18 protein-coding genes and 1 rRNA gene are annotated in these 22,718 nt (G+C 75.7%); 16 read left to right on the top strand and 3 right to left on the bottom strand.

Translation table 11 applies throughout. From position 1 onward, the window contains the following. Positions 1 to 87: ribosomal RNA gene (rrf, locus tag ACIBR0_RS26090) — 5S ribosomal RNA — on the top strand; the annotation flags it as partial. Between the two features lie 90 nt (positions 88 to 177). Here rrf and ACIBR0_RS26085 read toward each other — a convergent pair. Next, the gene (locus ACIBR0_RS26085; protein WP_396719936.1) at positions 178 to 2,052 is read right to left on the bottom strand and encodes a hypothetical protein; all 1,875 of its coding nucleotides are present in this window, start codon (positions 2,050 to 2,052) and stop codon (positions 178 to 180) included. On the opposite strand from ACIBR0_RS26085, the gene ACIBR0_RS26080 reads away from it, so the two are divergent. Together ACIBR0_RS26080 and ACIBR0_RS26075 are read left to right on the top strand one after the other, a co-directional pair. Continuing rightward, positions 2,008 to 2,985 (top strand): tetratricopeptide repeat protein, encoded by a 978-nt coding sequence (locus tag ACIBR0_RS26080; RefSeq protein WP_396719944.1) that lies wholly within the window; start codon positions 2,008 to 2,010, stop codon positions 2,983 to 2,985. The genes ACIBR0_RS26085 and ACIBR0_RS26080 overlap by 45 nt on opposite strands. After that, positions 2,982 to 4,001 (top strand): HAD-IIA family hydrolase, encoded by a 1,020-nt coding sequence (locus tag ACIBR0_RS26075; protein ID WP_396719934.1) that lies wholly within the window; start codon positions 2,982 to 2,984, stop codon positions 3,999 to 4,001. Before ACIBR0_RS26080 ends, ACIBR0_RS26075 begins: the two co-directional genes overlap by 4 nt. Positions 4,002 to 4,037: 36 nt before the next feature. Here the strand turns inward: ACIBR0_RS26075 and ACIBR0_RS26070 are convergent, their stop codons facing one another. After that, positions 4,038 to 4,376 (bottom strand): SCP2 sterol-binding domain-containing protein, encoded by a 339-nt coding sequence (locus tag ACIBR0_RS26070; RefSeq protein WP_396719932.1) that lies wholly within the window; start codon positions 4,374 to 4,376, stop codon positions 4,038 to 4,040. Between the two features lie 115 nt (positions 4,377 to 4,491). Between ACIBR0_RS26070 and ACIBR0_RS26065 the strand changes: the two genes are divergently transcribed. From ACIBR0_RS26065 to ACIBR0_RS26045, 5 genes are all read left to right on the top strand, one after another. Next, entirely contained in the window at positions 4,492 to 5,160 is a 669-nt protein-coding gene (locus tag ACIBR0_RS26065) for a hypothetical protein (RefSeq protein ID WP_396719930.1), read from the top strand. Positions 5,161 to 5,188: 28 nt separating this feature from the next. After that, the gene (locus ACIBR0_RS26060; protein WP_396719928.1) at positions 5,189 to 5,476 is read left to right on the top strand and encodes a hypothetical protein; all 288 of its coding nucleotides are present in this window, start codon (positions 5,189 to 5,191) and stop codon (positions 5,474 to 5,476) included. Between the two features lie 17 nt (positions 5,477 to 5,493). Further along, the gene (locus ACIBR0_RS26055; protein WP_396719926.1) at positions 5,494 to 6,354 is read left to right on the top strand and encodes a TlyA family RNA methyltransferase; all 861 of its coding nucleotides are present in this window, start codon (positions 5,494 to 5,496) and stop codon (positions 6,352 to 6,354) included. 67 nt (positions 6,355 to 6,421) lie between these two features. Continuing rightward, the gene (locus ACIBR0_RS26050; protein WP_396719924.1) at positions 6,422 to 7,306 is read left to right on the top strand and encodes an NAD kinase; all 885 of its coding nucleotides are present in this window, start codon (positions 6,422 to 6,424) and stop codon (positions 7,304 to 7,306) included. Positions 7,307 to 7,485: 179 nt separating this feature from the next. Then, a complete protein-coding gene (locus ACIBR0_RS26045; RefSeq protein ID WP_396719922.1) occupies positions 7,486 to 11,214 on the top strand; it encodes a S8 family peptidase in 3,729 nt (1,242 codons plus the stop codon). Positions 11,215 to 11,265: 51 nt separating this feature from the next. On the opposite strand, the gene ACIBR0_RS26040 is transcribed toward ACIBR0_RS26045, so the two are convergent. Next, positions 11,266 to 12,249, bottom strand: a complete 984-nt coding sequence (locus ACIBR0_RS26040) for a helix-turn-helix domain-containing protein (RefSeq protein WP_396719920.1) — start codon at positions 12,247 to 12,249, stop codon at positions 11,266 to 11,268. A gap of 91 nt (positions 12,250 to 12,340) precedes the next feature. On the opposite strand from ACIBR0_RS26040, the gene recN reads away from it, so the two are divergent. From recN to ACIBR0_RS26000, 8 genes are all read left to right on the top strand, one after another. Continuing rightward, positions 12,341 to 14,098, top strand: coding sequence for a DNA repair protein RecN (recN, locus tag ACIBR0_RS26035; RefSeq protein ID WP_396719919.1), 1,758 nt, complete (start codon positions 12,341 to 12,343; stop codon positions 14,096 to 14,098). 119 nt (positions 14,099 to 14,217) lie between these two features. Beyond that, positions 14,218 to 15,396, top strand: a complete 1,179-nt coding sequence (gene steA, locus ACIBR0_RS26030) for a putative cytokinetic ring protein SteA (RefSeq protein WP_357039479.1) — start codon at positions 14,218 to 14,220, stop codon at positions 15,394 to 15,396. A gap of 27 nt (positions 15,397 to 15,423) precedes the next feature. Further along, positions 15,424 to 16,365, top strand: a complete 942-nt coding sequence (locus ACIBR0_RS26025) for a copper transporter (protein ID WP_357039482.1) — start codon at positions 15,424 to 15,426, stop codon at positions 16,363 to 16,365. Next, entirely contained in the window at positions 16,362 to 16,511 is a 150-nt protein-coding gene (locus ACIBR0_RS26020) for a hypothetical protein (protein ID WP_396719917.1), read from the top strand. Before ACIBR0_RS26025 ends, ACIBR0_RS26020 begins: the two co-directional genes overlap by 4 nt. Further along, a complete protein-coding gene (locus tag ACIBR0_RS26015) occupies positions 16,508 to 17,374 on the top strand; it encodes a hypothetical protein (RefSeq protein ID WP_396719915.1) in 867 nt (288 codons plus the stop codon). Before ACIBR0_RS26020 ends, ACIBR0_RS26015 begins: the two co-directional genes overlap by 4 nt. A 1-nt stretch (position 17,375) precedes the next feature. Further along, the gene (gene murJ, locus ACIBR0_RS26010) at positions 17,376 to 19,076 is read left to right on the top strand and encodes a murein biosynthesis integral membrane protein MurJ (protein WP_396719913.1); all 1,701 of its coding nucleotides are present in this window, start codon (positions 17,376 to 17,378) and stop codon (positions 19,074 to 19,076) included. After that, a complete protein-coding gene (locus tag ACIBR0_RS26005; RefSeq protein WP_396719911.1) occupies positions 19,073 to 20,239 on the top strand; it encodes a glycosyltransferase family 4 protein in 1,167 nt (388 codons plus the stop codon). Before murJ ends, ACIBR0_RS26005 begins: the two co-directional genes overlap by 4 nt. After that, complete coding sequence (locus ACIBR0_RS26000; RefSeq protein WP_396719909.1) at positions 20,239 to 22,626, top strand: hypothetical protein; 2,388 nt, start codon at positions 20,239 to 20,241, stop codon at positions 22,624 to 22,626. Before ACIBR0_RS26005 ends, ACIBR0_RS26000 begins: the two co-directional genes overlap by 1 nt. The last annotated feature ends 92 nt before the right edge of the window (positions 22,627 to 22,718 follow it).

The following is a 22,718-nucleotide window of genomic DNA, read 5'->3' as shown; positions in this document are numbered from 1 at the left end:
GGTCACATTCCGAACCCGGAAGCTAAGCCCTCCAGCGCCGATGGTACTGCACCCGGGAGGGTGTGGGAGAGTAGGACACCGCCGGACAATCTTCCAGTCGAGGGCCGCCCCAGCAGGGTCGGCCCTCGACTGCGTCGCGCCTTCGATGGCGCAATCAGGAAGGATGTACCTGTGAGTTCAGAACCGCAGGGCGGAGACCGTCCGCGTCGTAACGAAGACCGATCCGGCGGACGCGAGGGCGCCCCGCGCCGCGACGACCGCTCGTCCTCCCGGGACGACCGGGGTGGCCAGCGCGGCTACGGCGCCGGCGAGCGCGGCGGCCGCGAGGGCGGCTACCGGGGTGGTGAGCGTCGCGAGGGCGGCTTCCGCGGCGGTGACCGCGAGGGATCCCGTGGCGGTGACCGTCGTGAGGGCGGCTTCCGTTCGGGTCCCCGCGACGGTGACTCGCGTTCCGGTGGCTTCCGCGGTGGGGACCGTCGTGAGGGCGGCGACCGTGGCGGTTTCGGCGGCGGTGAGCGTCGCGAGGGTGGTTTCCGTGGCGGTGACCGTCGTGAGGGCGGCTTCCGTTCCGGTCCTCCGCGTGAGGGTGGCTTCCGTGGTGGCGATCGCCGTGAGGGTGGCGACCGTCCGGGTGGCTTCCGTGGCGGCGACCGCGAGGGTGGTTTCCGTGGCGGCGACCGTCGTGAGGGTGGTGACCGTCCGGGCTTCCGTGGTGGTGACCGCGAGGGTGGTTTCCGTGGCGGTGACCGTCGCGAGGGCGGCGACCGTCCCGGTGGCTTCCGTGGCGGCGACCGCGAGGGTGGCTTCCGTGGCGGTGAGCGCCGTGAGGGTGGTGACCGTCCGGGCTTCCGCGGTGGTGACCGCGAGGGCGGTTTCCGCGGCGGTGACCGTCGCGAGGGCGGTGACCGTCCGGGTGGCTTCCGTGGCGGCGACCGCGAGGGTGGCTTCCGTGGCGGTGATCGCCGCGAGGGCGGTTTCCGTGGCGGTGACCGTCGTGAGGGCGGCGACCGTCCCGGTGGCTTCCGTGGCGGCGACCGCGAGGGCGGCTTCCGTGGCGGTGAGCGCCGTGAGGGTGGTGACCGTCCGGGCTTCCGCGGTGGTGACCGCGAGGGTGGCTTCCGTGGCGGTGACCGTCGTGAGGGCGGCTTCCGCGGCGGCGATCGCCGTGAGGGTGGCGACCGTCCGGGTGGCTTCCGCGGCGGTGACCGTCGTGAGGGCGGCTTCCGCGGCGGCGATCGCCGTGAGGGCGGTGACCGTCCGGGTGGCTTCCGCGGTGGTGACCGCGAGGGTGGCTTCCGTGGCGGTGACCGTCGTGAGGGCGGCTTCCGTGGCGGCGATCGCCGTGAGGGCGGTGACCGTCCGGGTGGCTTCCGCGGTGGTGACCGCGAGGGTGGCTTCCGTGGCGGCGACCGCCGCGAGGGCGGCGACCGTCCGGGTGGCTTCCGCGGTGGTGACCGCGAGGGCGGCTTCCGTGGCGGCGACCGCCGCGAGGGCGGCTTCCGTGGCGGTGACCGTCGTGAGGGTGGCGACCGTCCGGGTGGCTTCCGCGGTGGAGACCGCGAGGGCGGCTTCCGTGGCGGTGACCGCCGTGAGGGCGGCGACCGTGGCGGTTTCCGCGGCGGTGAGCGTCGCGAAGGCGGTTTCCGTGGCGGTGACCGTCGTGAGGGTGGCTTCGGCGGCGGTGAGCGGCGTGAGGGCGGCTACCGTTCCGGCGCTCCGCGCGAGGGTGGCTTCCGTGGCGGCGATCGCCGTGAGGGCGGCGACCGTCCGGGTGGCTTCCGCGGTGGTGACCGCGAGGGCGGTTTCCGTGGCGGTGACCGTCGTGAGGGTGGCTTCCGCGGTGGAGACCGCGAAGGCGGCTTCCGCGGTGGGGACCGCCGTGAGGGTGGTTACCGCGGCGGGGATCGTCGGGACGAGCGGCCCGAGGCCGGCGTCGAGGGCACCTCGGCCCCGGTGCTCTCCGACGACATCTCCCCGACGGACCTGGACAAGGACGTCCGTGCCGAGCTGCTCTCGCTGGCCAAGCCGGTCGCCGACACGGTCGCGCGGCACCTGGTCGCCACGGGTCAGCTGATCGACGAGGACCCGACCGAGGCGCTGGCGCACGCGCTGGCCGCCCGCCGGCTCGCGTCCCGGATCGCTGCTGTGCGGGAGGCCGTCGGGCTGGCCGCGTACCACGCGGGGGAGTGGCAGACGGCGATCGCCGAGCTGCGCACGTACCACCGGATGAGCGGGCTCCAGAGCCACCTGGCCGTCCTCGCGGACTGCGAGCGGGCACTGGGCCGCCCGGAGCGGGCGATCGACCTGTTCCGGGGCGCGGACCGCGACAAGCTGGACCCCGCCGTCGCCAACGAGCTGCTGATCGTGGCCGCCGGTGCGCGTGGCGACCTCGGCCAGAAGGACGCCGCGGTGGCGATGCTCCAGGTCCGTGACCTGACCGCCGACGTCGCCGAGCCGTGGACGGCTCGGTTGCGGTACGCGTACGCCGATGCGCTGCTCGCGGTGGGCCGGCGAGACGAGGCCCGCGAGTGGTTCTCCCGGGCCTCTGACGTGGACACGGAGGGCGAGACCGACGCCGCCGAGCGGCTGCTGGAGCTCGACGGCGTGGTCATCGAGGGCGACGAGGAGGACGAGGCGGAGGAGATCGCCGCGGGCCCCGGTACGCCGGGCGCCGTGCCGACCCACTCCGACGCCGACCTCACCGGCGACGACGACTCGGACGAAGACGACGAAGACGACGAAGACCTCGAGGACGAGGACGACGAAGACTTCGACGAGGACGACGAGGACGAGGACGACGAGGACCAGGACGAGGGCGACGAGGCTGCGTCGCACCGGACCGGGGACGCGTCGCCCGACGCCGACGTGCACGGGATCGCCGACGACCTGGCCGACGACGAGCTGACCGACGCGCAGGCGCGGGAGCTGGCGGAGGAGAGCGACGCGGCGACGGAAGCTCCCGGGAAGGACGCCGGGCAGCGATGACGAGCGACGCCGGGGAGCGGCTGGTCGACGGGTACGCCCTGGTCGTCTTCGACCTGGACGGAGTGATCTACCTGATCGACCGGCCGATCCCCGGCGCGGTCGAGGCGGTCGGACGGCTGCACGCCGACGGGCGGGCGGTGGCGTACGCGACGAACAACGCCTCGCGCCGTTCCAGCGAGGTCGCCGACCTGCTCACCGGCATGGGCGTGCCGGCTCGACCGGAAGAGGTGCTGACCTCCGCGGCGGCCGCGGCCGAGCTGCTCGCCGACCGACTGCCCGCCGGCTCGGCGGTGCTCGTGGTCGGTGCGGAGGCGCTGCGGGCGGAGATCCGCGCCGTCGGCCTCGCCCCGGTCTCCAAGGCCGACGAGGCGCCGGTCGCGGTCGTGCAGGGGTACGGGCCGCAGGTCGGCTGGGTCGACCTGGCCGAGGCGTCGGTGGCCGTACGCGGTGGGGCCACCTGGATCGCCACCAACACCGACCGGACGCTGCCCAGCGGTCGTGGCCCGCTGCCCGGCAACGGTTCCCTCGTCGCCGCGCTGCGGACCGCCCTGGGACGGGACCCCGACGTGGTCGTCGGCAAGCCCGAGCCGGAGCTGTTCGCGACGGCGGCCCGGCGGGCCGGTGCGGGCCGGACGTTGGTCGTCGGCGACCGCCTGGACACCGACATCGAGGGCGCCGGGCGCGCCGGGCTGGACAGCCTGTTCGTCCTCACCGGGGTCAGCGACGTCGCCGAGCTGCTCGCCGCGCCGCCGGAGCGTCGGCCCACGTACGTCGCGAAGGACCTGGCGGGGCTGTTCGACCCGGCGGCCGTGGTGCGGGTGCCGGGGCCGACGGACGCCGCCGGCTGGTCCGCGACGGCGCGCGACGGGCGGGTGGAGCTGGCCGGGGCCGGACGCCCGCTGGACGCGTTGCCGGCACTGTGCGCCGCCGCCTGGTCGGTGCCGGAGCCGCTGCGGGTGCACGCCACGTCGACGGAGGCCGCGCAGGCCCTGACCGAGCTGGGCCTGACGGCCTGACCCGGTGCACCCGTCCGGATCGCCGGACCGGTCCGCTCAGAGCAGCTTGCGCAGCTTCATCAGGTCGAACGGGTTCGCCTTGATCGAGATGCGCCGGGACGCGACGGCCCTGGTGACGTCCAGCTCACCGCGGACGAGGGCGAGCAGGTCGTCGCTGCTGGTGCTCATCGCGATCTTGGCCTTCGGGTCGTCACCGTCGGCAAGGTCGACCAGGCGCCCGCCGGTGAGCCGGCCGTGGAACGCCGTGTCGAGGTCGGTGATGCGGCAGGCCAGCGTCCGGTCCAGGTCGATCTTCTCCCGCACCGTCTCCGCGTTGCGGTCCAGCCGCGCGGCGAGATCGTGCAACGCCTGCCGGCACTCGTCCACGCTGGCCACCCGGAGCCTCCTCAACCGCTCGCCACGCCGTCCCCGGCACCGTACCGCACGGGGTGGTCTGGGGTGCCCGGTAGCGTGAGGACCACACACCCCCGCCCCGCGGAAGGACTCCGGTATGCAGGACGCGTGGCGCGCCTACCTCGAGCTGGCCATGGGCCTGACGGAGGCGCCCCGGAAGAAGGCGCAGGACGCGGTACGCCGTGTGGTCGGCCAGGGCGGCGCCACGGCCGGTCAGCTCCAGGCGCTCGCCGAGGAGTTGGTCTCCACCGGCGCCGCGAACCGTGAGGCGCTGACCAAGCTGGTGCGCTTCGAGGTCGACCGGGCGCTCGCCGCGGTGGGGCTCGCGACCGCCGACGAGGTGGCCGAGCTGACCCGCCGCGTCCACGAGTTGGAGCGGCAACTGCGCGAGGCCAAGGGGACCCTCGGTGTGGCGCCGGCCACCCCGTCCGCCGCCGGGCCGACCCCGACCACCCCGACCGCCGCCGCCTCCGTGTCGCCCGGTGCGGCGGAGCCCGCCGTACCCACCACGGACGCGGCCCCCACCGCGCCCGGTGCGTCGGAGAGCCCCGCGCCGATCCCGACGAAGGCCGTCGCGAAGAAGGCCGTCGCCAAGAAGGCGGTGGCGAAGAAGGTCGTCGCGAAGAAGGCGCTCGTCGTCAAGCCACCGGCCGACGTCACCCCGGCCGGATCGGCCGACGTGACCCCCACCGCGCAGCCGGCGGAGCCGGTTCGGCCGGCCAGGAAGGCGCCGGGCCGCAAGCGGCAGCCGGGCGGTGCCGAGTGACCCGTCGCACTGCGTACCGGAGCGGGTCGTGACCGGCCCGCGGCCCGGACCGGGTCCGCGACCCGGACCTCCTCCCGGCGGGCGACCCGGTCCGACCGACGCGGCCCGCCCCGGGCCGCCGGGCGCCGGGTTCCGCGCCGGGCCGCCACCGTTCGGGGCCGACGAGGACCTCGACGAGGTACGGCACCCGGCCGTCGACGCCGCCGTGCAGGCGATGGCCAACGCGGCGGGGCTGGCCCCGGCGGACCAGATCGCCCAGTACGAGGCCGCCTACCAGACCCTGCGGGAGACCCTCGCCACCATCGACCAGTCCTGAGGAGCCGAGAACCACCCATGGCACGTCGTAACCGGTTGGACGCCGAACTCGTCCGCCGCGGCCTGGCCCGGTCCCGGGAGCAGGCCGCCGCGCTGGTGGAGGCCGGCCGGGTCCTGCTGCGGGGGGTGCCGGCGCGCAAGGCCGCCGCGATGGTCGACCCCGCCGACCCGCTGCTGGTCACCGGCAGCGACCCGACCGAGGAGTACGTCTCCCGGGGCGGGCACAAGCTCGCCGGCGCGCTGGCCGCGTTCGCCCCCGGCGGGCTGACCGTCGCCGGCCGGCGCTGCCTGGACGCGGGGGCGTCCACCGGCGGCTTCACCGACGTGCTGCTGCGCGCCGACGCGGCCGAGGTCGTCGCCGTCGACGTCGGCTACGGCCAGCTCGCGTGGCCGCTGCGCACCGATCCCCGGGTACGGGTCTTCGAGCGGACCAACGTCCGTACGCTGACCCCGGAGGTCATCGACGGGCCGGTCGATCTCACCGTCGCCGACCTGTCGTTCATCTCGCTGCGGCTGGTCCTGCCCGCGCTGACTGCCTGCACCCGGCCGGACGGCGACCTGGCCCTGATGGTCAAGCCGCAGTTCGAGGTGGGCAAGGAGCGGGTCGGCGCCGGCGGGGTGGTGCGGGATCCCGCGCTGCGGGCCGAGGCGGTGCTGGACGTGGCCGCCGCCGCGGCGCAGCTCGGCCTGGGCCTCGCCGACGTGGCCGCGAGCCCGCTGCCGGGGCCGAGCGGCAACGTCGAGTTCTTCGTATGGTTACGCCGGGACGCGCCGCCCGCCGACGAGGAGCGGGTGCGTGCCGTGGTGACGGCCGGGCCGCAGGGCCCGGCGCCGTCCGGCGACCTGCCGGACGCGGCGACGGAGGGGGTGGCCGGGTGAGCGAGCTGGTGGGCCGTGCCGGCGCGGGGACGCCGCGCGGGTCGGTCGCGACGGGCGGGACGCCCCGGTGAGCCGGACCGCGCTGCTGGTGACGCACACCGGCCGCCGGCGCAGCACCGAGCACGCGCGGGCGGTGGCCGCCGACCTGATCGCGGCGGGGTTCGAGGTGCGGGTCGTGGCCGAGGAGGCCGACGACCTCGACCTGCCGGGCGTGGTCCCGGTGACCGGGCCGGAGGCCGCGGAGGGCGCGGAGATCGTGTTCGCGCTCGGCGGCGACGGCACGTTCCTGCGCGCCGCCGAGCTGGCCCGCCCGGCGAAGGCGCCGCTGCTCGGCATCAACCTCGGCAAGGTCGGCTTCCTCGCCGAGGCGGAGATCGACGACCTCGACACCGCCGTCCGTGACGTGGTGGGCCGCAACTACACGGTGGACGAGCGGCTCACCCTCGACGTGACCGCCGAGTTCGACGGCGGGCCGACCATCGAGTCCTGGGCGCTCAACGAGATCAGCGTCGAGAAGGGGGAGCGGGCGCAGATGCTCGAGCTCCTGGTCGACGTCGACGGCCGCCCGCTGTCCCGGTACGGCTGCGACGGTGTGGTGTGCGCGACCCCGACCGGTTCGACGGCGTACGCGTTCTCCGGCGGCGGCCCGGTGGTCTGGCCGGAGGTGGAGGCGTTGCTGCTGGTGCCGATCAGCGCCCACGCGCTGTTCAGCCGGCCGCTGGTGACGGCGCCGACGTCCACGTTCTCCATCACCGTCGACCCGTTCACCACCCTCGCGGTGCTGTGCTGCGACGGACGCCGCGTGTACGACCTGCCGCCGGGGGCGCGGGTCACGGTGCGCCGCGGGGCGCTGCCGGTGCGCATCGTGCGGCTGCGCGACCGTCCGTTCACCGACCGGCTGGTGGCGAAGTTCGACCTTCCGGTGCAGGGCTGGCGCGGCAGCCGCCGCTGACCCCGCCGCGCAACCCACCGGACAGCCGGCGGTCCCGCCGGCGCGGTGCCGTGTCCACCTGGCGACATGTCGCCGGTGCGGCGTGCCGCACCTAGTGACCCGCCCGTGAGCTCCGTCGCAGACTCCGAGCGGTCGATCTCCACACGAGACCGGCCCCCTGGAGTAGAGGAGCGCATCGCATGCACTGGCCCCCACGCTGGCTCACCGCCGGCGCGGTCGGCGCGTTGGTGGTCGGGCTCGCCGTACCGGCGTCCGCCGACCCGCCCGCCCGGCCCACCGGCCCGAGTCCGGGCACGCCCACCCCCGGCACCGCGCCCGTCCGCGTCACCCTGATCACCGGCGACCAGGTCGAGCTGGTCCCGGCCGCGTCCGGCCGGGTCGCCGCCACGGTCCGTCCCGGCCCCGGCCGCGACCGGATCACCTTCCACACCCTGCAGGCCGACGGTGGGCTTCGGGTGGTGCCCAGCGACGTCGTGCCGTACGTCTCCGCCGGGGTGCTGGACGGCAACCTGTTCGACGTGCAGGAGCTGGTCGCCGACGGGTACGGCGACGCCGCGCAGGGCGCGCTGCCGCTGATCGTGCGCTACCAGGAACCGGCCGCCGGCCGGGTCCGGCCGCTCACCGGGGCCACGGACGCCCGGCCGTTGGAGAGCATCAACGGCGCGGCGCTGCGGGTCGGCAAGGACGACCTCGGCGACTTCTGGACGACGCTGCGCGGCACGCCGCAGGCGCGTACGACCGCCGGGTCGTCGGGCCGCCTCGGCGCCGGCGTCGCGCGGGTGTGGCTGGACGCCCGGGTCCGCCCGGCGCTGGAGCACAGCGTGGCCCAGATCGGTGCCCCGGCGGCCTGGGCGGCGGGCCGGGACGGCAGCGGCGTCCGCGTCGCGGTGCTCGACACCGGCGTCGACGCCGACCACCCCGACCTGGCCGGTCGGATCGCCGAGGCGCAGGACTTCTCCGGCAGCGGCAGCGCGCGGGACGGCCACGGCCACGGCACCCATGTGGCGGCCACCATCGCCGGCAGCGGCGCCGCCTCGGACGGGCTGCGCAAGGGCGTCGCGCCCGGCGCTCAGCTGCTCGTCGGCAAGGTGCTCGACGACTACGGCTCCGGTTACAGCTCGTCGATCATCGCGGGCATGGAGTGGGCCGCCCGCTCCGGCGCGACGGTCGTCAACATGAGCCTCGGCGGCACCCCGACCGACGGCACCGACCCGATGAGCCAGGCGGTCAACGACCTCACCGCCTCCACCGGCGCCCTGTTCGTCGTCGCCGCCGGCAACGAGGGCGCACCGCGTACGGTCGGCGCGCCGGGTGCGGCCGACGCGGCGCTGACCGTCGGCGCGGTGGACCGTGACGAGAACCTGGCGGACTTCTCCAGCCGTGGTCCGCGGATCGGCGACAACGGCCTGAAGCCGGAGATCACCGCGCCGGGCGTCGGCATCGTCGCCGCCCGCGCCGCGGGCACGAGCATGGGTACGCCGGTGGGTGACGCGTACACCCGGGCGTCCGGAACCTCGATGGCCACGCCGCACGTCGCCGGCGCGGCGGCGATCCTCGCCCAGGAACACCCCGACTGGACCGCCGGGCAGCTCAAGGACGCCCTGGTCAGCACCACGCGGGCGAACCCCGAGCTGACCGTCTTCGAGCAGGGAGGCGGCCGGGTCGACGTGTCCCGGGCGCTCGGCCAGCGGGTGTACGGGTCGGCCACCGCCGACTTCGGCCGGGTGACCACCGGTGGCGCGGCGGTCGAGCGGACCGTGACGTACACCAACGGCACCGCGGCCCCGCAGACCCTGCGGCTGGCCCTGGAGCTGCGCAACCTCGACAGCGACGCGGCCGAGCCGGACGGGGTCGCCGTCGACGGCGGCGAGGTGACCGTGCCGGCCGGCGGCAGCGTGGCCGTGCCGCTGCGCGCCGACCCGGCGAAGCTGGACCGGGGTCCGCACGGCGGGTGGCTGGTCGCCACCGGCGCGGACGGTGTCGCGGTGCGGACCGCCGTCGCGCTGACCCTGAGCGGTCCGGTGCACACCGTCACCCTGAAGGCGCTGGACATGGCGGGACAGCCCGGCGTGGCGCCGTTCGCGACGCTCTTCGGCGAGCAGCCCGGGTCCGACCACCTGCTCTGGCTCGCCGGCGACGGCGTGCAGGTCCAGGTCGAGGAGGGCCCGTACCTGCTCCACGGGCTGATCGAGCACGGCGGCCCGCTGGACGAGCAGGTCACCCTGGTCACCGACCCGGAACTCATGATCGACCGGGACATGACCGTGGCGCTGGACCCCCGCAAGGGCACGCCGGTCCGGATCGAGACGCCGAAGCCGACCGAGCAGCGCGCGGCGATCAGCTTCTACCTGCACCGGGTGTTCGGCAACGGCCGTCAGGTCGACCACGGTGTGATGACCTTCAGCGCGGTGCAGCAGGTCAACGTCACGCCGACCCGCCCGGTGAGCCGCGGCACATTCGAGTTCGCCTCCCGCTGGCAACTGGTCGCGCCGATGGTGGACGCCCAGGTCGACGGCGTGTCCGGTCCGCTGGACATCAACCTGATGGGCCAGTCGCCCGCGCCGGCCGACCGGCGGAAGCTGCCGCTGGTCTTCGCCGGCACCGGAACCCCGGCCGAGCTGGCCGGGGTGCGGGGCGCCGCGGCGCTGCTCACCACCTCGGACGTCGCCGAGCAGGACCAGGTGGCGGCGGCCGCGGCGGCCGGAGCGGCGGCGGTGCTCGTCGTCCGTCCGGCCGACCAGAGCGCGTGGACGGTGTGGTCGCCACTGGGGGACCGGCTGCCCGTTCCGGCGCTCGCCGTGGCGTACGACGACGGGCAGCGGATGATCGCGGCGGCGCGGGCCGGCCGGACGACGCTGGACCTGAAGCTGACCGTGGACAGCCCCTACCTGTACGACGTGTGGCAGGTGTCGGAGGGGCGGGTGCCGGAGCGGATCCTGCACACCGTGACGGCGCGGAACACCGCCGAGGTGAGCGCCCGCTACGGCGACATGGGCGGCGCCGAGTGGGCCAGCGAGCAGCGGTTCGGGTGGCGGCCGTGGCAGACGTACTCCTGGAACGACGACCAGCGGCTGGTGCGGACCGGCACCACCCGGCAGGAGTTCGTCAGCGCCGGTGACTCCTGGTGGCAGCACCGGATGCTGCACCGGATCATGGGGATGAGCTGGGGCAAGCTGGATCACGGTATGGCCCGGGCACCCCGGCGCTACGCCGCCGCCGACCGGGACGTCGAGACCTGGTTCGCCCCGGTCGTGCGGCCGGCGGTGCCGGCGGCCGGCGGAGCGCCGGTGCCGACGCGCACCGGGGACACGCTCGACCTGCGGGTGGCCGAGTTCGTCGACGCCGACGGCAACCACGGCGTGGCCGGCCGCGCCGAGGAGGCGGACACCGTCGAGGTCCGGGTCAGCCGTGACGGCCAGCAGATCGCGGACCTGTCCGAGGGCTGGGCGCCGGTGCCCACCACCCCCGGCCCGGCCCGCTACCGGCTGGACCTGACGACGCAGCGGTCCTCCGACGAGTGGCGGTACGCCACGCGTACCGAGACGGCCTGGCAGTTCGCCTCGGCCCGACCGGCCGGGGACGCGGCGCAGCCGCTGCCGCTGCTGCAGGTGGACTACCGGGTCCCGGCCGACCTGCGCGGCGAGGTGGCCGGTGACCGGGCGCACCAGATGGGGCTGACCCTGCGCCAGCCGTCGGGCGTACCCGCGCCGACCGGTACCCACCTGCGGGTGGAGGTGTCGTTCGACGGCGGGCGGAGCTGGCGGGCGGTGCCGGTGCGCGGCTCGGGGACCGGGTTCACCGCCGTGGTGCCGGCCGGGCACGGCACGGTGTCGCTGCGGGCACACGCCCGCGACGCCGCCGGCAACACCGTCGACCAGACCGTGCTCGACGCGTACGGGCTGCGCTGACTCCGGCGGGGGCGGGGCGGCCGTGTGCCGTCCCGCCCTCGCGGGCGCGCCTCAGATCCAGCCCCGCCGGGCGACCTGGAAGGCCAGGCCGGGCCGGGTGTCCACGCCGGCGAGGGCCATCAGGTCGGCCAGCCGCCGCTGCACGGTCCGCCGGCTCACCCCGAGCTGCGAGGCGATGGACTTGTCCGGTACGCCGGCCACGAAGAGCGACAACAGCCGGGCCTCGTCGGCGTCCGGCCGGTACCCCTCCGCGCCCCGGTCGACCGGCGGGTCGGACGAGCGCAGTGGCGTCGCCATCAGCCAGTGGCTCTCGAAGAGGGCGAGCAGCGCGTCGAGCAGTTGGCTGGGGCCGATCACGGCGGCGCTCGGTTCGCCGTCGCCCCGCTCCGGCACCAGCGGGCAGACCGCCGTCCGACCGTCCACGATGGCCAGCCGCACCGGCAGCCGGTCGAGGACGCGGGCCTCCTCGCCGGCGCGTACACCCTGCTCGACGTCGGCCAGCGCTCCCGGTTCGAGGAGCATCTCGCGCTCGTAGATGGCCCGGTAACGGACCCCGCGGGCCAGCGCGTCGAACTCCTCGACGTTCTCCTGACCGGCCATGGCCAGCGGGTTGGCCCGGCAGAACCAGAGCACCTCCACGCGGGCGCCGTTCTGCAGGTCCCGCAGGCGCTCGCGGAGCGCCCGGGTGCCGGTGACCACCTCCACCAGGTGGTCGGGGTCCTGCCGCCGCATCCCGGCCCGGTACTCCTCGGTGAGCCGGGTGACCGCCGCCCGCGCCGCCTCCAGGGCTTCCTGACGGCGCAGCAGCGCCGCACCGAGCGGAACGTCGGGCGGCAGTGGTCGCAGCGGCGCGTCCGGCTCCGGCCCGGTCGGCAGCACCAGCCCCTTGCCGCGCAGCGCGTCGAGCCGCGCCAGAATTTCCGCGCGCGGGATGCGCAGCCGCTCGGCCAACTCCTCGACGCGGGCCGTGGTGAGGTGCACCAGGCAGCGGTAGAGGTCCTGCTCGCCGGGGGTCAGGCCGATCACGTCCAACACGGGGCAGAACTGTACGACGCCGTCGGTGACGCGACGACCCGCCCCGCGCCGGCTGGTCAACTGTCGGGGCCCGCGTCTACTGTCGGTGGCTGTGCTGGACGAGCTGCGCATCACCGGACTGGGCGTCATCGAGGACACCACGTTGCCCTTGACCGGGGGCATGAACGTCATCACCGGCGAGACCGGTGCGGGCAAGACGATGGTGGTCACCGGCCTCGGTCTGCTCTTCGGCGGTCGGGCCGACGCCGGGCGGGTGCGCGCGCAGCCCGGGCGGGCGATGGTCGAGGGCCGGCTGCGGCTCACCGGCCGGGTGGCCACCACGGTGCACGCGCGGATCACCGACGCCGGCGGCGAGCCCGACGAGGACGGTTCGCTGCTGCTGAGCCGCACCGTGACGGTGGAGGGCCGGTCCCGGGCGCACGTGGGCGGTCGGAGCATGCCGGTGTCGATGCTCGGCGAGGTCGGCGAGCAGGTCGTCGCGGTGCACGGGCAGTCCGACCAGCTGCGGCTGCTGCGCCCCGCCGAGCAGCGCGCCGCGCTGGACCGGTTCGCCGGGCCGGAGCACGAGAAGCTGCTCGACGCGCTGCGGGAGGCGTACACGCGCTGGCGCACCGTCGTGGAGGACCTGGCCGACCGGCGGCGCAACGCCCGCGAGCGCAACCAGGAGGCCGACCTGCTGCGGCTCGGCCTGGACGAGATCACCCGGGTCGACCCGCAGCCCGGCGAGGACGGCGAGCTGAAGGCGGAGGCGCAGCGGCTGGAGCACGCCGAGGGCCTGCGCGCGGCCGCGCAGCTCGCCCAGCACTGCGTCGCCGGCGGCGTGGAGGCCACCGACGAGACGCCGGACGCCACCGTGCTGCTCGGCACCGCCCGCCGGACGCTGGAGGCGCAGGCCGGCACCGACCCGGCCCTCGGCGAACTGGCGGTGCGGCTGGAGGAGGCGGCGACCCTGGTGGCCGACGTCTCCGCCGAGCTGTCGGCGTACCTGGCCGCGCTGGACGCCGACCCGGCCCGGCTGCAGACCGTGTACGAGCGGCGTGCGGCGCTGCGCGCACTGACCCGCAAGTACGCCGACGACGTCGACGGCGTCATCGCCTGGGCCGAGCGGGCCCGCACCCGGCTGTCGGACCTCGACACCTCCGACGACCTGCTGGACGAGCTGGACCGGGAGGCGACGCGGCTGGCCGCCGAGGTGGCCGACCTCGCCGGTCGGGTGTCGGCGTCCCGGCAGGAGGCGGCGCAGCGGTTCGCCGCGCAGGTCACCGGGGAGTTGGCGGGACTGGCCATGCCGCACGCGCGGATCGAGGTGGCGGTCCTTCCCCGGCCGGCCGGGAAGTCCGAGCCCAGCCTGCCGGTCAACGGCCGCGAGGTCGGTGTCGGCCCGGACGGCGGCGACGAGGTGGAGCTGCGGCTGCTGGCGCACCCGGGCGCGCCGTCGCTGCCGTTGCAGCGCGGCGCCTCCGGCGGTGAGCTGTCCCGGGTGATGCTGGCCATCGAGGTGGTCTTCGCCGGGTCCGGCGGCCCGCCCACGCTGGTCTTCGACGAGGTGGACGCCGGAGTCGGCGGGCAGGCGGCGGTGGAGATCGGCCGGCGGCTGGCCCGGCTGGCCCGCAGTCACCAGGTGCTCGTGGTCACCCACCTGCCCCAGGTGGCCGCGTTCGCCGACCGGCACCTGGTCGTGGCGAAGGACACCGGTGGCGCGGTGACCACCAGTGGCGTCCGGGTGGTGGAGGACACCGAGCGTGCCCGGGAACTCGCCCGCATGCTCGCCGGTTTGCCTGATTCGGACCTGGGTATCGCTCACGCCGAGGAGCTTCTGGCGGTGGCGGCGCGCGAGAGGCGACCGTAGCGCGGGTCATTGTGAGCACAGGCACACCGGCCCGCGCCGTAGTGTGCTTCCCTGGGTAGGCGGCGCCGCTCAGGCATGTCGCGCCGGAGTAGCCTGCCTCACATGCCAGGATGGTCACGATGCGTATACCAACGTTGCGCCGGAACCGGGCTGCGGAACCGGGCCGGATCGTCGGCACCGCGCGCCTGGATCGCCGGACCAAACGCCTGGTCGGACGGCTCCGCCCCGGCGACATCGCGGTGATCGACCACGTCGATCTGGACCGTGTCGCCGCCGACTCGTTGGTAGCGGTCGGTGTCGGTGCCGTCCTCAACGCGAAGCCGTCGGTCTCCGGCCGCTACCCCAATCTCGGTCCCGAGGTGCTGATCGCCGCCGGCATCCCGCTGCTGGACGACCTGGGGGAGAGCGTCTTCGACCAGGTCCGTGAGGGCGACACCGTCCGGATCGAGGGCAACACGGTCTTCGTCGGTGACGAGCCGGTCGCCCACGGCAGTCTCCAGGACGCCGAGACGGTGGCCAAGGCCATGGCCGACGCCCGGGAGGGGCTCTCGGTCCAGCTGGAGGCGTTCGCCGCCAACACGATGGACTACCTCCGGCAGGAGCGTGACCTGCTCCTCGACGGCGTCGGGGTGCCGGACATCCAGACCCAGATCCAGGGCCGGCACTGCCTGATCGTGGTCCGCGGATACGACTACAAGGCCGATCTGGACGTGCTGCGCCCGTACATCCGGGAGTTCAAGCCGGTGCTGATCGGCGTCGACGGTGGTGCGGACGCCCTCGTCGAGGCGGGCTACACGCCAGACATGATCATCGGCGACATGGACTCGGTCACCGACGACGTGCTGCGCTGCGGCGCCGAGGTGATCGTGCACGCGTACCCGGACGGGCGCGCGCCGGGGCTGCCCCGGGTCAACGGGCTGGGCGTGCCGGCGATCACCTTCCCGGCCGCCGCCACCAGCGAGGACCTGGCCATGCTCCTGGCCGACGAGAAGGGCGCGTCGCTGCTGGTGGCGGTCGGCACGCACGCCACCCTGGTCGAGTTCCTCGACAAGGGGCGCGGCGGCATGGCCTCGACGTTCCTGACCCGGTTGAAGGTCGGCGGGAAGCTGGTCGACGCCAAGGGCGTCAGCCGGCTCTACCGGCAGAGCATCTCCGGATCCTCGCTCCTGCTGCTCGTGCTCTCCGCCATCGCCGCGATGGCGTCGGCCGTGGCGGTCTCCACCGTCGGCAAGGCGTACCTGGGCGTGGTCTCCGAGTGGTGGAACAATTTCGTGTTCCAGCTGTCACAGCTCTTCTAGCGTGCGCTCGATCAAGAGGATTCAGGTGTGATCAACTTCCGGTACCACGTGGTGTCCCTGACCGCGGTCTTCCTGGCGTTGGCGATCGGCCTGGTCGTGGGCACCGCCGCGCTGAACGGTCCGGTGGCCGATTCGCTCAAGGAGAACGTCAACGGCTTGAGCAAGGCCAACCAGCAGATGCGCCAGCAGGTCAACAGCATGCAGGAGGAGCTCGCCCGCGAGGAGGAGTTCGCCGCCGAGATCGCCCAGGTCGTGCTGCCCGGCCGGCTCGCCGGCAAGCGGGTGCTGGTGGTCAGCCTGCCGACCGGCCGCGGTCACACCGAGAACGTGGTCAAGATGCTCCAGCTCGCCGGCGCGGACGTCACCGGGCGGATCGACCTGCAGGACAAGTTCATGGACCCGGACAACAGCAGCGACCTGCTGGAGCTGGCCGTCGACGCGGCCCGCCCGACCAGCGCACCCACCGCCGACCTGCCCGGCAACGGGCACGGCGTGGAGACCTCCAGCGCACTGCTGGCCAGCGTGCTGCTCGACCGGTCGCCGGGGGCCACACCGGTCAGCGAGGCGGACCGGCGCGCGGTGCTGGCCGCGTACACCAACGCCAACTACCTGACCACGGAGGCCAAGGTGACCGCGTCGGCCGAGGCCGTCGTCCTGGTCAGCGGGCAGCCGTACGTCGACCAGGACTCCGCCCGCAAGGACGAGTCGGTGGTCAAGATCGCCGAGCAGTTCGACCGGACCGGCGCGGTCGTGGTCGCCGGCAACGGCTCCGCCGACAGCAACCTGGTGGCCGTGGTCCGGGGCGACCCGGTCCTCGCGCAGTCCATCTCCACCGTCGACAACGCCAACACCGTCCAGGGTCAGCTGGTCACCAGCCTGGCGCTGGTGCAGCAGCTCACCGAGAAGAAGACCGGGCAGTACGGTGTCGGCGACAATGCCTCCTCGCTGCTGCCTAGACTGCCCCAGTGACCGATGCATCCACTCCGGTGTCCGACCGTCCGGATCGTCGACGCCCGTCGGAAGGGGGCGACGTGAGCGAGCTTGTCGAGCGAACCATCAAGCACAGCAGCCGCGCGGATCGCGCCGTCGTCGAGCGTAGCGAGGCGACGGCGTGAGCCTGCTCGGTCGGCTCCTGGTCGCCGGTGCCGGCGCCGCCGCCGCCCGGTACGCGCTGCGCGAGGTGCGCATCGCCCCGGTCGGCCCCGCGCTGGAGCGCACCAACTTCCGGGGTCGCACGGTGACCCTCGCCGCCGGCCCGGCGCTCGCCGCCGGCGCCGCGTCGGCCGCCGCGTTCGGCGCCCCGGGTGGCGCCTCGGGTGCCGCAGCCCTGGTCGCCGGGGTCGGCGCCGGCGCGCTCGGGCTCTACGACGACGTCGTCGGCACGCGGCCGGAGCAGAAGGCCGCCAAGGGCTTCGCCGGGCACCTCGCCGCGCTGCGGGAGGGCCGGGTCACCGCCGGCCTCGTCAAAGTCGTCGGGGTGGGCGCCACCGGAGTCGCCGCCGCCGCGCTGCTCGCCGCCGATCCCACCGTCGCGGCCCACCGCCGCCGCCAGCGCCAGGGCATCCTCGGGCGCGGCGTGGACGTCCTGCTCGGCGCCGGTGTGATCGCCGGCACCGCCAACCTGCTCAACCTGCTCGACCTGCGGCCCGGCCGGGCCCTCAAGTCGGGCCTCCTGCTCGGCGCCCCGCTGGCCAGCGGCCCGCTCGGAGGCATCGCCGCCGGCACGGTCGGCGCCGCCGCCGGGCTGCTCCCCGCCGACCTCGACGAGGACGTCATGCTCGGCGACAGCGGCGCCAACGCGCTCGGCGCCCTGCTCGGCGTCGCCCTGGCCGCCCGGTCCGGCCCGCTGGGCCGCGCCGGGATCCTCGCCGTCCTCGCCGGGCTCACCGCCGCCAGCGAGAAGGTCAGCTTCACGGCGGTCATCCAGCGGACCCCGGGTCTGCGTGAACTCGACGCGCTGGGCCGTCGCGCCGACTGACGTGACGACCCCGGCACCCCTCGCCGGCGCCGGCCGCGTCGCCGGAGCGGCCGCGCTCATCGCCGTCCTCACCGTGGTCAGCCGGCTCGCCGGTTTCGGCCGCACCGCCGTCTTCACCTGGGTCGTCGAGAAGAGCGACCTGGGCGGCATGTATGTCGTCGCCAACTTCGTCCCGAACATCATCTTCGAGATCGTGGCGGGCGGGGCGCTGGCCAGTCTCGTCGTACCGCTTCTCGCCGGCCCGGTCGCGGCCGGTGACCGGCGGGCGGTGGCCGCCACCACCGGCGCCCTGCTGACCTGGACGCTGACGCTGCTGGTGCCGCTCGCGGTGCTGGTGGCGCTCTTCGCCGGGCCGGCGGTCGATCTGATCAGCGAGGGCCGCTCGCCGGCGGAGTTGGCCTCCGGTGAGCGGATGCTGCGGGTCTTCGCCCCGCAACTGCCGCTGTACGGGATCGGCATCGTGCTGACCGGGGTGCTCCAGGCGCACCGCCGCTTCGCCTGGCCGGTGATAGCACCGCTGCTGTCCAGCCTCACCGTGATCGTGGTCTACCTCGTCTTCGGCGGCGTCGAGGGGCGTGGTGCGGGGGTGGCCGAGGTCGGTCGGGGCGGCGAGCTGATCCTGTCCGCCGGCACCACCCTCGGCGTGGTGGTGCTGTCGCTGTCGCTGCTGATCCCGCTGCGCCGGCTCGGTCTCCGACCGCGACCCGGGTACGCCTTCCCCGCCGACGCGCGGGCCCGGGTCGGCGGTCTCGCCGTGGCCGGCGCGGTCACCGTCACCGCCCAGCAGATCGCGCTGCTGGTGGTGCTCAACCGGGTCTCCGGCGGACCGACCGGCTCCCCGCAGGTGTTCGTTCTGGCCCAGACCATCTACCTGCTGCCCTGGGCGGTGCTGGCGGTGCCGCTGGCCACCGCCGCGTACCCGACGCTGGCCGCCGCAATGGCGGGCGGCGACGAGCCGAGCTACCTCCGGACCCTCGCCGGGACCACCCGAGGTGTGCTGCTTCTCAGTTTCTTGGGAACGGCGGCGCTGGTCGGCACCGCCGGACCGGTAGCCGCGTTCTTCTACCCGGGCGACCCGGGGTCCACCGCCGCCGCGATCGTCGGCTTCGCCCCCGGTCTGCTCGGCTACGGGCTGTTCGCCGTCCTGTCCCGAGCCCTCTACGCCCGCGGTGACACGCGGCTCGCCACGGTCGCGATCACCGCCGGCTGGCTGGCCGTGCCGCTGGTCGCGGTGCCGCTCGCGGCGCTGCTGCCGGCCGCCGACCGGGTCCTCGCCGTTGCGCTGGGCAACTCCGTCGGGATGCTGCTGCTCGGCGGGCTGCTGCTCGTCGCCGTACGCCGTGCCGCCGGGCCGGCCGCGCTCGCCGGGACCACCCGCGCCGGAGCCGCCGGACTGCTCGGTGGCGCGCTGGCCGCCCTCGCCGGCGTCACGGCCGCCCGGGCCCTCGACACGGCCGGTGACGGCACCCCGACGACACTCGCGGCACTCGGTCAGGGCATGCTGTCCGGTGTCCTGGTCGGCGTCGTCTTCCTCGCCGCGGTGTGGGTGATCGACCGGCCGGACGTACGGCCGCTGCTCGCCGGAGTGCTCCGGCGCCTGAGCCGGACGGGCCGGCGCACCGGCGCCCGCGACGACGGCGGAGCGCAGGAGGAGGGAACACCCCCGGAGCGGGGCGACGGGAAGGAGACGGTGTCCCGGTGACGGAACCCACGTCCACCACCGGCCGGCGCGGCACGGTGGCCCTGCTGCTCGCCTCCAGCACCGGCGGGGTCGGGCAGCACATCCGCTCGCTGACCGCCGGGCTCACCGCCGCCGGCTCCACCGTGCTCGTGTGCGGCCCCGCCGCCACCCAGGAGCAGTTCGACTTCACCGGCGCCGGCGCCCGGTTCCAGCCGGTCGAGATTCCCGCCAGTCCCACCCCGGCCGACGCCCGCGCCGTCACCGCGCTGCGCCGGGCCCTCGCCGCCCAGCCGGTGGACGTGCTGCACGCCCACGGGCTCCGCGCGGGGCTCGTCGCCGTCCTCGCCCGGCCGGCGGCTCCACTGGTGGTCACCTGGCACAACGCGGTGCTCGCCGGCGGGTTGCGCGGCGGCGCGTCCCGGCTGGCCGAACGGGTCGTGGCCCGCGGCTGCCGGGTGGCCCTCGGCGCCTCCACCGACCTCGTGGAGCGCGCCGCCGCGCTGGGCGCCGCCGACGCCCGGCTGGCCCCGGTCGCCGCGCCGGCGCTGCCCGCCCCACGCCGCCGCCGCGCCGCCGTACGGGCCGAGTTCGGCGTCGCCCCGGATCAGCCGCTGATCCTCTCGGTGGGCCGGCTGCACCCGCAGAAGCGGTACGACGTGCTCGTCGACGCCGCCGCCCGGTGGCGTACCCGGACACCGCCACCGGCCGTGGTGATCGCCGGCAGCGGCCCGGCGTACCTGCCGCTGGCCGCCCGCGTCTCCGCCGCCCGGGCACCGGTGACCCTGCTCGGGCACCGCACCGACGTGGCGGACCTGCTCGCCGGGGCCGACCTGGCCGTGGTGACCAGCGACTGGGAGGCCCGGCAGCTCTTCGCGCAGGAGGCGATGCGGGCCGGCGTACCGCTGGTGGCCACCGCCGTCGGCGGTCTGCCGGACCTGGTCGGTGACGCCGCCGTGCTGGTGCCCCCGGGCGACGTGGACGCGGTCGACGAGGCCGTGCGGACGCTGCTCGACGACCCGGCCGGACGGGCGGACCTGGCCGCGCGCGGTACCGCCCGCGCGGGCACGTGGCCCACCGAGGCGGACACCGTGGCCCAGCTCACGGCGCTCTACGCGGAGCTCGCCCCGGACGCCGCCGGACCGGCGGCGCCGGGTGCGGACGCCCCGTCGACGGGACGCCGGTGATGCTGCGCCGACTCACCCCCCTCCTGCTGACCCTGGTCGTGGTGGTGCTCGGGGTGGTGGCGCTGGCGGCCCGTCCCGACAGCGGCACCCCGGAGCGCTCCGCGGACTTCGTGGTGGTGGCCGGGGTGTCCGGGCTGCGCTGGGACGACGTCGACCCGCAGAACACCCCCACGCTGTGGCGGATGGCCTCCGAGGGCTCCATCGGCTCGCTGTCGGTGCGCTCGGCCCACCGGCCCACCTGTCCCGTCGACGGCTGGCTGACCCTGGGCGCGGGCAGTTTCGCCGCCTGGCCCGGTAACCGGCCCTCCGGCACCTGCCCGCCCGTCGACGTGGCGGTGGAACAGCCCGACGGCATCGGCGCGAACCTGCCGGACCAGGCGAGCGTCGTCCTGCACAACCAGGAGCGACTGCCCTGGGGCACGGTGCCGGGCGCGCTGTCGGAGTCGGTGCGCTGCTCGGTGGCCGTCGGGCCCGGCGGCGCCGTCGCGGCGGCCCGGCCGTTCGGCCGCGTCGACCGGTACGCGCCCGCGCTGCCGGCCGACCCCGCACCCCTGCTCGGCTCCTGCGTGCTCAGCATCGTCGACCTGGGCTCGGTCAGCGGCGAGGACCCGGCGGCCCGGGCCGCCGCCGCCCGCGCCGCCGACGCCCAGCTCGCCCGGGTGCTCGCCGCCCGCCCACCCCGGTCCCTGGTGCTCGTCGCCGGCGTCTCCGACACCGAGGCCCCCGCCCGGCTGCACGTCGCCGTCGCGCACGGGACGGGCTGGGAACGCGGCTGGCTGACCTCACCGACCACCGGCCGGGAGGGCTACCTGCAACTGGTCGACCTCGCGCCGACCGCGCTCACCGCGCTGGGCCGGACGCTGCCCGAGCGTCCCTTCCTCGGCCGGCCCGCCGAGTCCGTCGGTGACCGGCCCGCCGACCTCGCCGCCGCGATCGCCGCCCCGGCGGACGCCGACCGGGAGGCCGCCGCCCAGCGCCGGATCGCCGGGTGGTTCTTCGCCCTGCTCGCCGGCGCCCAGGTGCTGCTCGCGGTGGCGGCCCTGCCGATGCTGCGCCGCGCGCGCCGGCACGCCGGCCCGTACGGCCCGGAGCCGGTGTCCGGGCGGATCGTGGCGGTGGTGGAACTGCTGCTGATCGCCGCGGCGCTGGCCGTTCCGTCGGCCCTCCTCGCCGACCTGGTGCCGTGGTGGCGCGGCGAGCATGCCGGGGTGTTGTTCGCCGGCACCACGATCGTGCTGGTGGTCGGGGCGACGGTGCTGGTACGCCTCGCACCCGGCTACGCGAGCACTCTCGGGCCGCTCGGCGCGGTCGCCGGCCTGACCACGCTGACCGTGGGGGCGGACGTGCTCACCGGTGCCCGTCTCCAACTCAACGGCGTCGCCGGCTACTCCGCCCTGGAGGGCGGGCGGTACGCGGGCCTGGGCACCGTCGGGCTCGGGGTGTTCGTCGCCGGCGCGCTGCTGACCGCGGGGTGGCTGGCCCAGCGGGTCCACCGGTCCTGGCGGCCGATCGTGATGGTGGCGGTCGGTGGGGCGGCCGTGGTGGTGGTCGGCAGCCCCTACCTCGGGGCCGACTCGATCGGGGCGATCGGGCTCACCGCCGGGGTGAGCGTCGCGGCGGCGATCAGCGCCGGCGGCTGGCTGACGGTCAGCCGGCTCGCCTGGGCGACGATGGCCGGGCTGGCGGTGACCATCGGTTTCGCGGTGCTGGACGTGCGCCGCCCACCCGTCGAGCGGGGCAGCCTCGGGCGGTTCCTGGCGGCGGTGGGTGACGGCACCGGTGGGCTCACCGTGCACCGCTCCGGCTCCGCGAACGTCGAGACGCTGGTGAACAGCCCGCTGACCGTGCTGGCCCTGGCCGGCGCGCTGCTGGTCTGGTTCGCCCTGCTCCAGCCGTGGGGCGGTCTGATGCGGCTGTTCGGCATCTACCCGGCGGTGCGGGCCGCGATGGCGGGCACGGCGGTCGCGGCGGGCCTCGGCGGGGTGCTGGGCGGCGCGGCGCTGGACGTCGCGGGCGCAGCCGCCGCGTTGGTGGTGCCGATGGCCGTGCTGGCCTCGCTGCGGGTGCTCGACCACTCCACCGACCGGACGCAGCCCGACCCGTCCCGGACCCGGGACGGCGGCGCGGCGGACGACGGCCCGGGAACCGGACCCGCCGGGCCGGGAACGGACGGCCCGGCGGGCCCGGACGGCTCCGGCCCGGACGGCCCGGACGGCCCGGACGGCTCCGGCGGGGACGGCCCGGACAGTCCCGGCGGGGACGGCCCGGACGGTCCCGGTCGGGACGGCGCGGCTGCCGGTCGCCCCGGCGACGGGGGAGCGGCGGACCGCGGCGCGGACCGGGGCGGAGCGGTCGCCCGCGTATCGACCGAGGTCACGGCGAGCTGACACGGCGGGGGACACCGGCGGATGTGCTGCGGGTGCGCCCGGTGGTGCGGCCCGACGAGGTGTTACCGTGGAATCCCGTGGATCGCGTGATC

It is taken from the genome of Micromonospora sp. NPDC049497 (assembly GCF_044465805.1).
GTDB lineage: Bacteria > Actinomycetota > Actinomycetes > Mycobacteriales > Micromonosporaceae > Micromonospora.
This window is presented reverse-complemented; position numbering and strand designations above follow the sequence as displayed.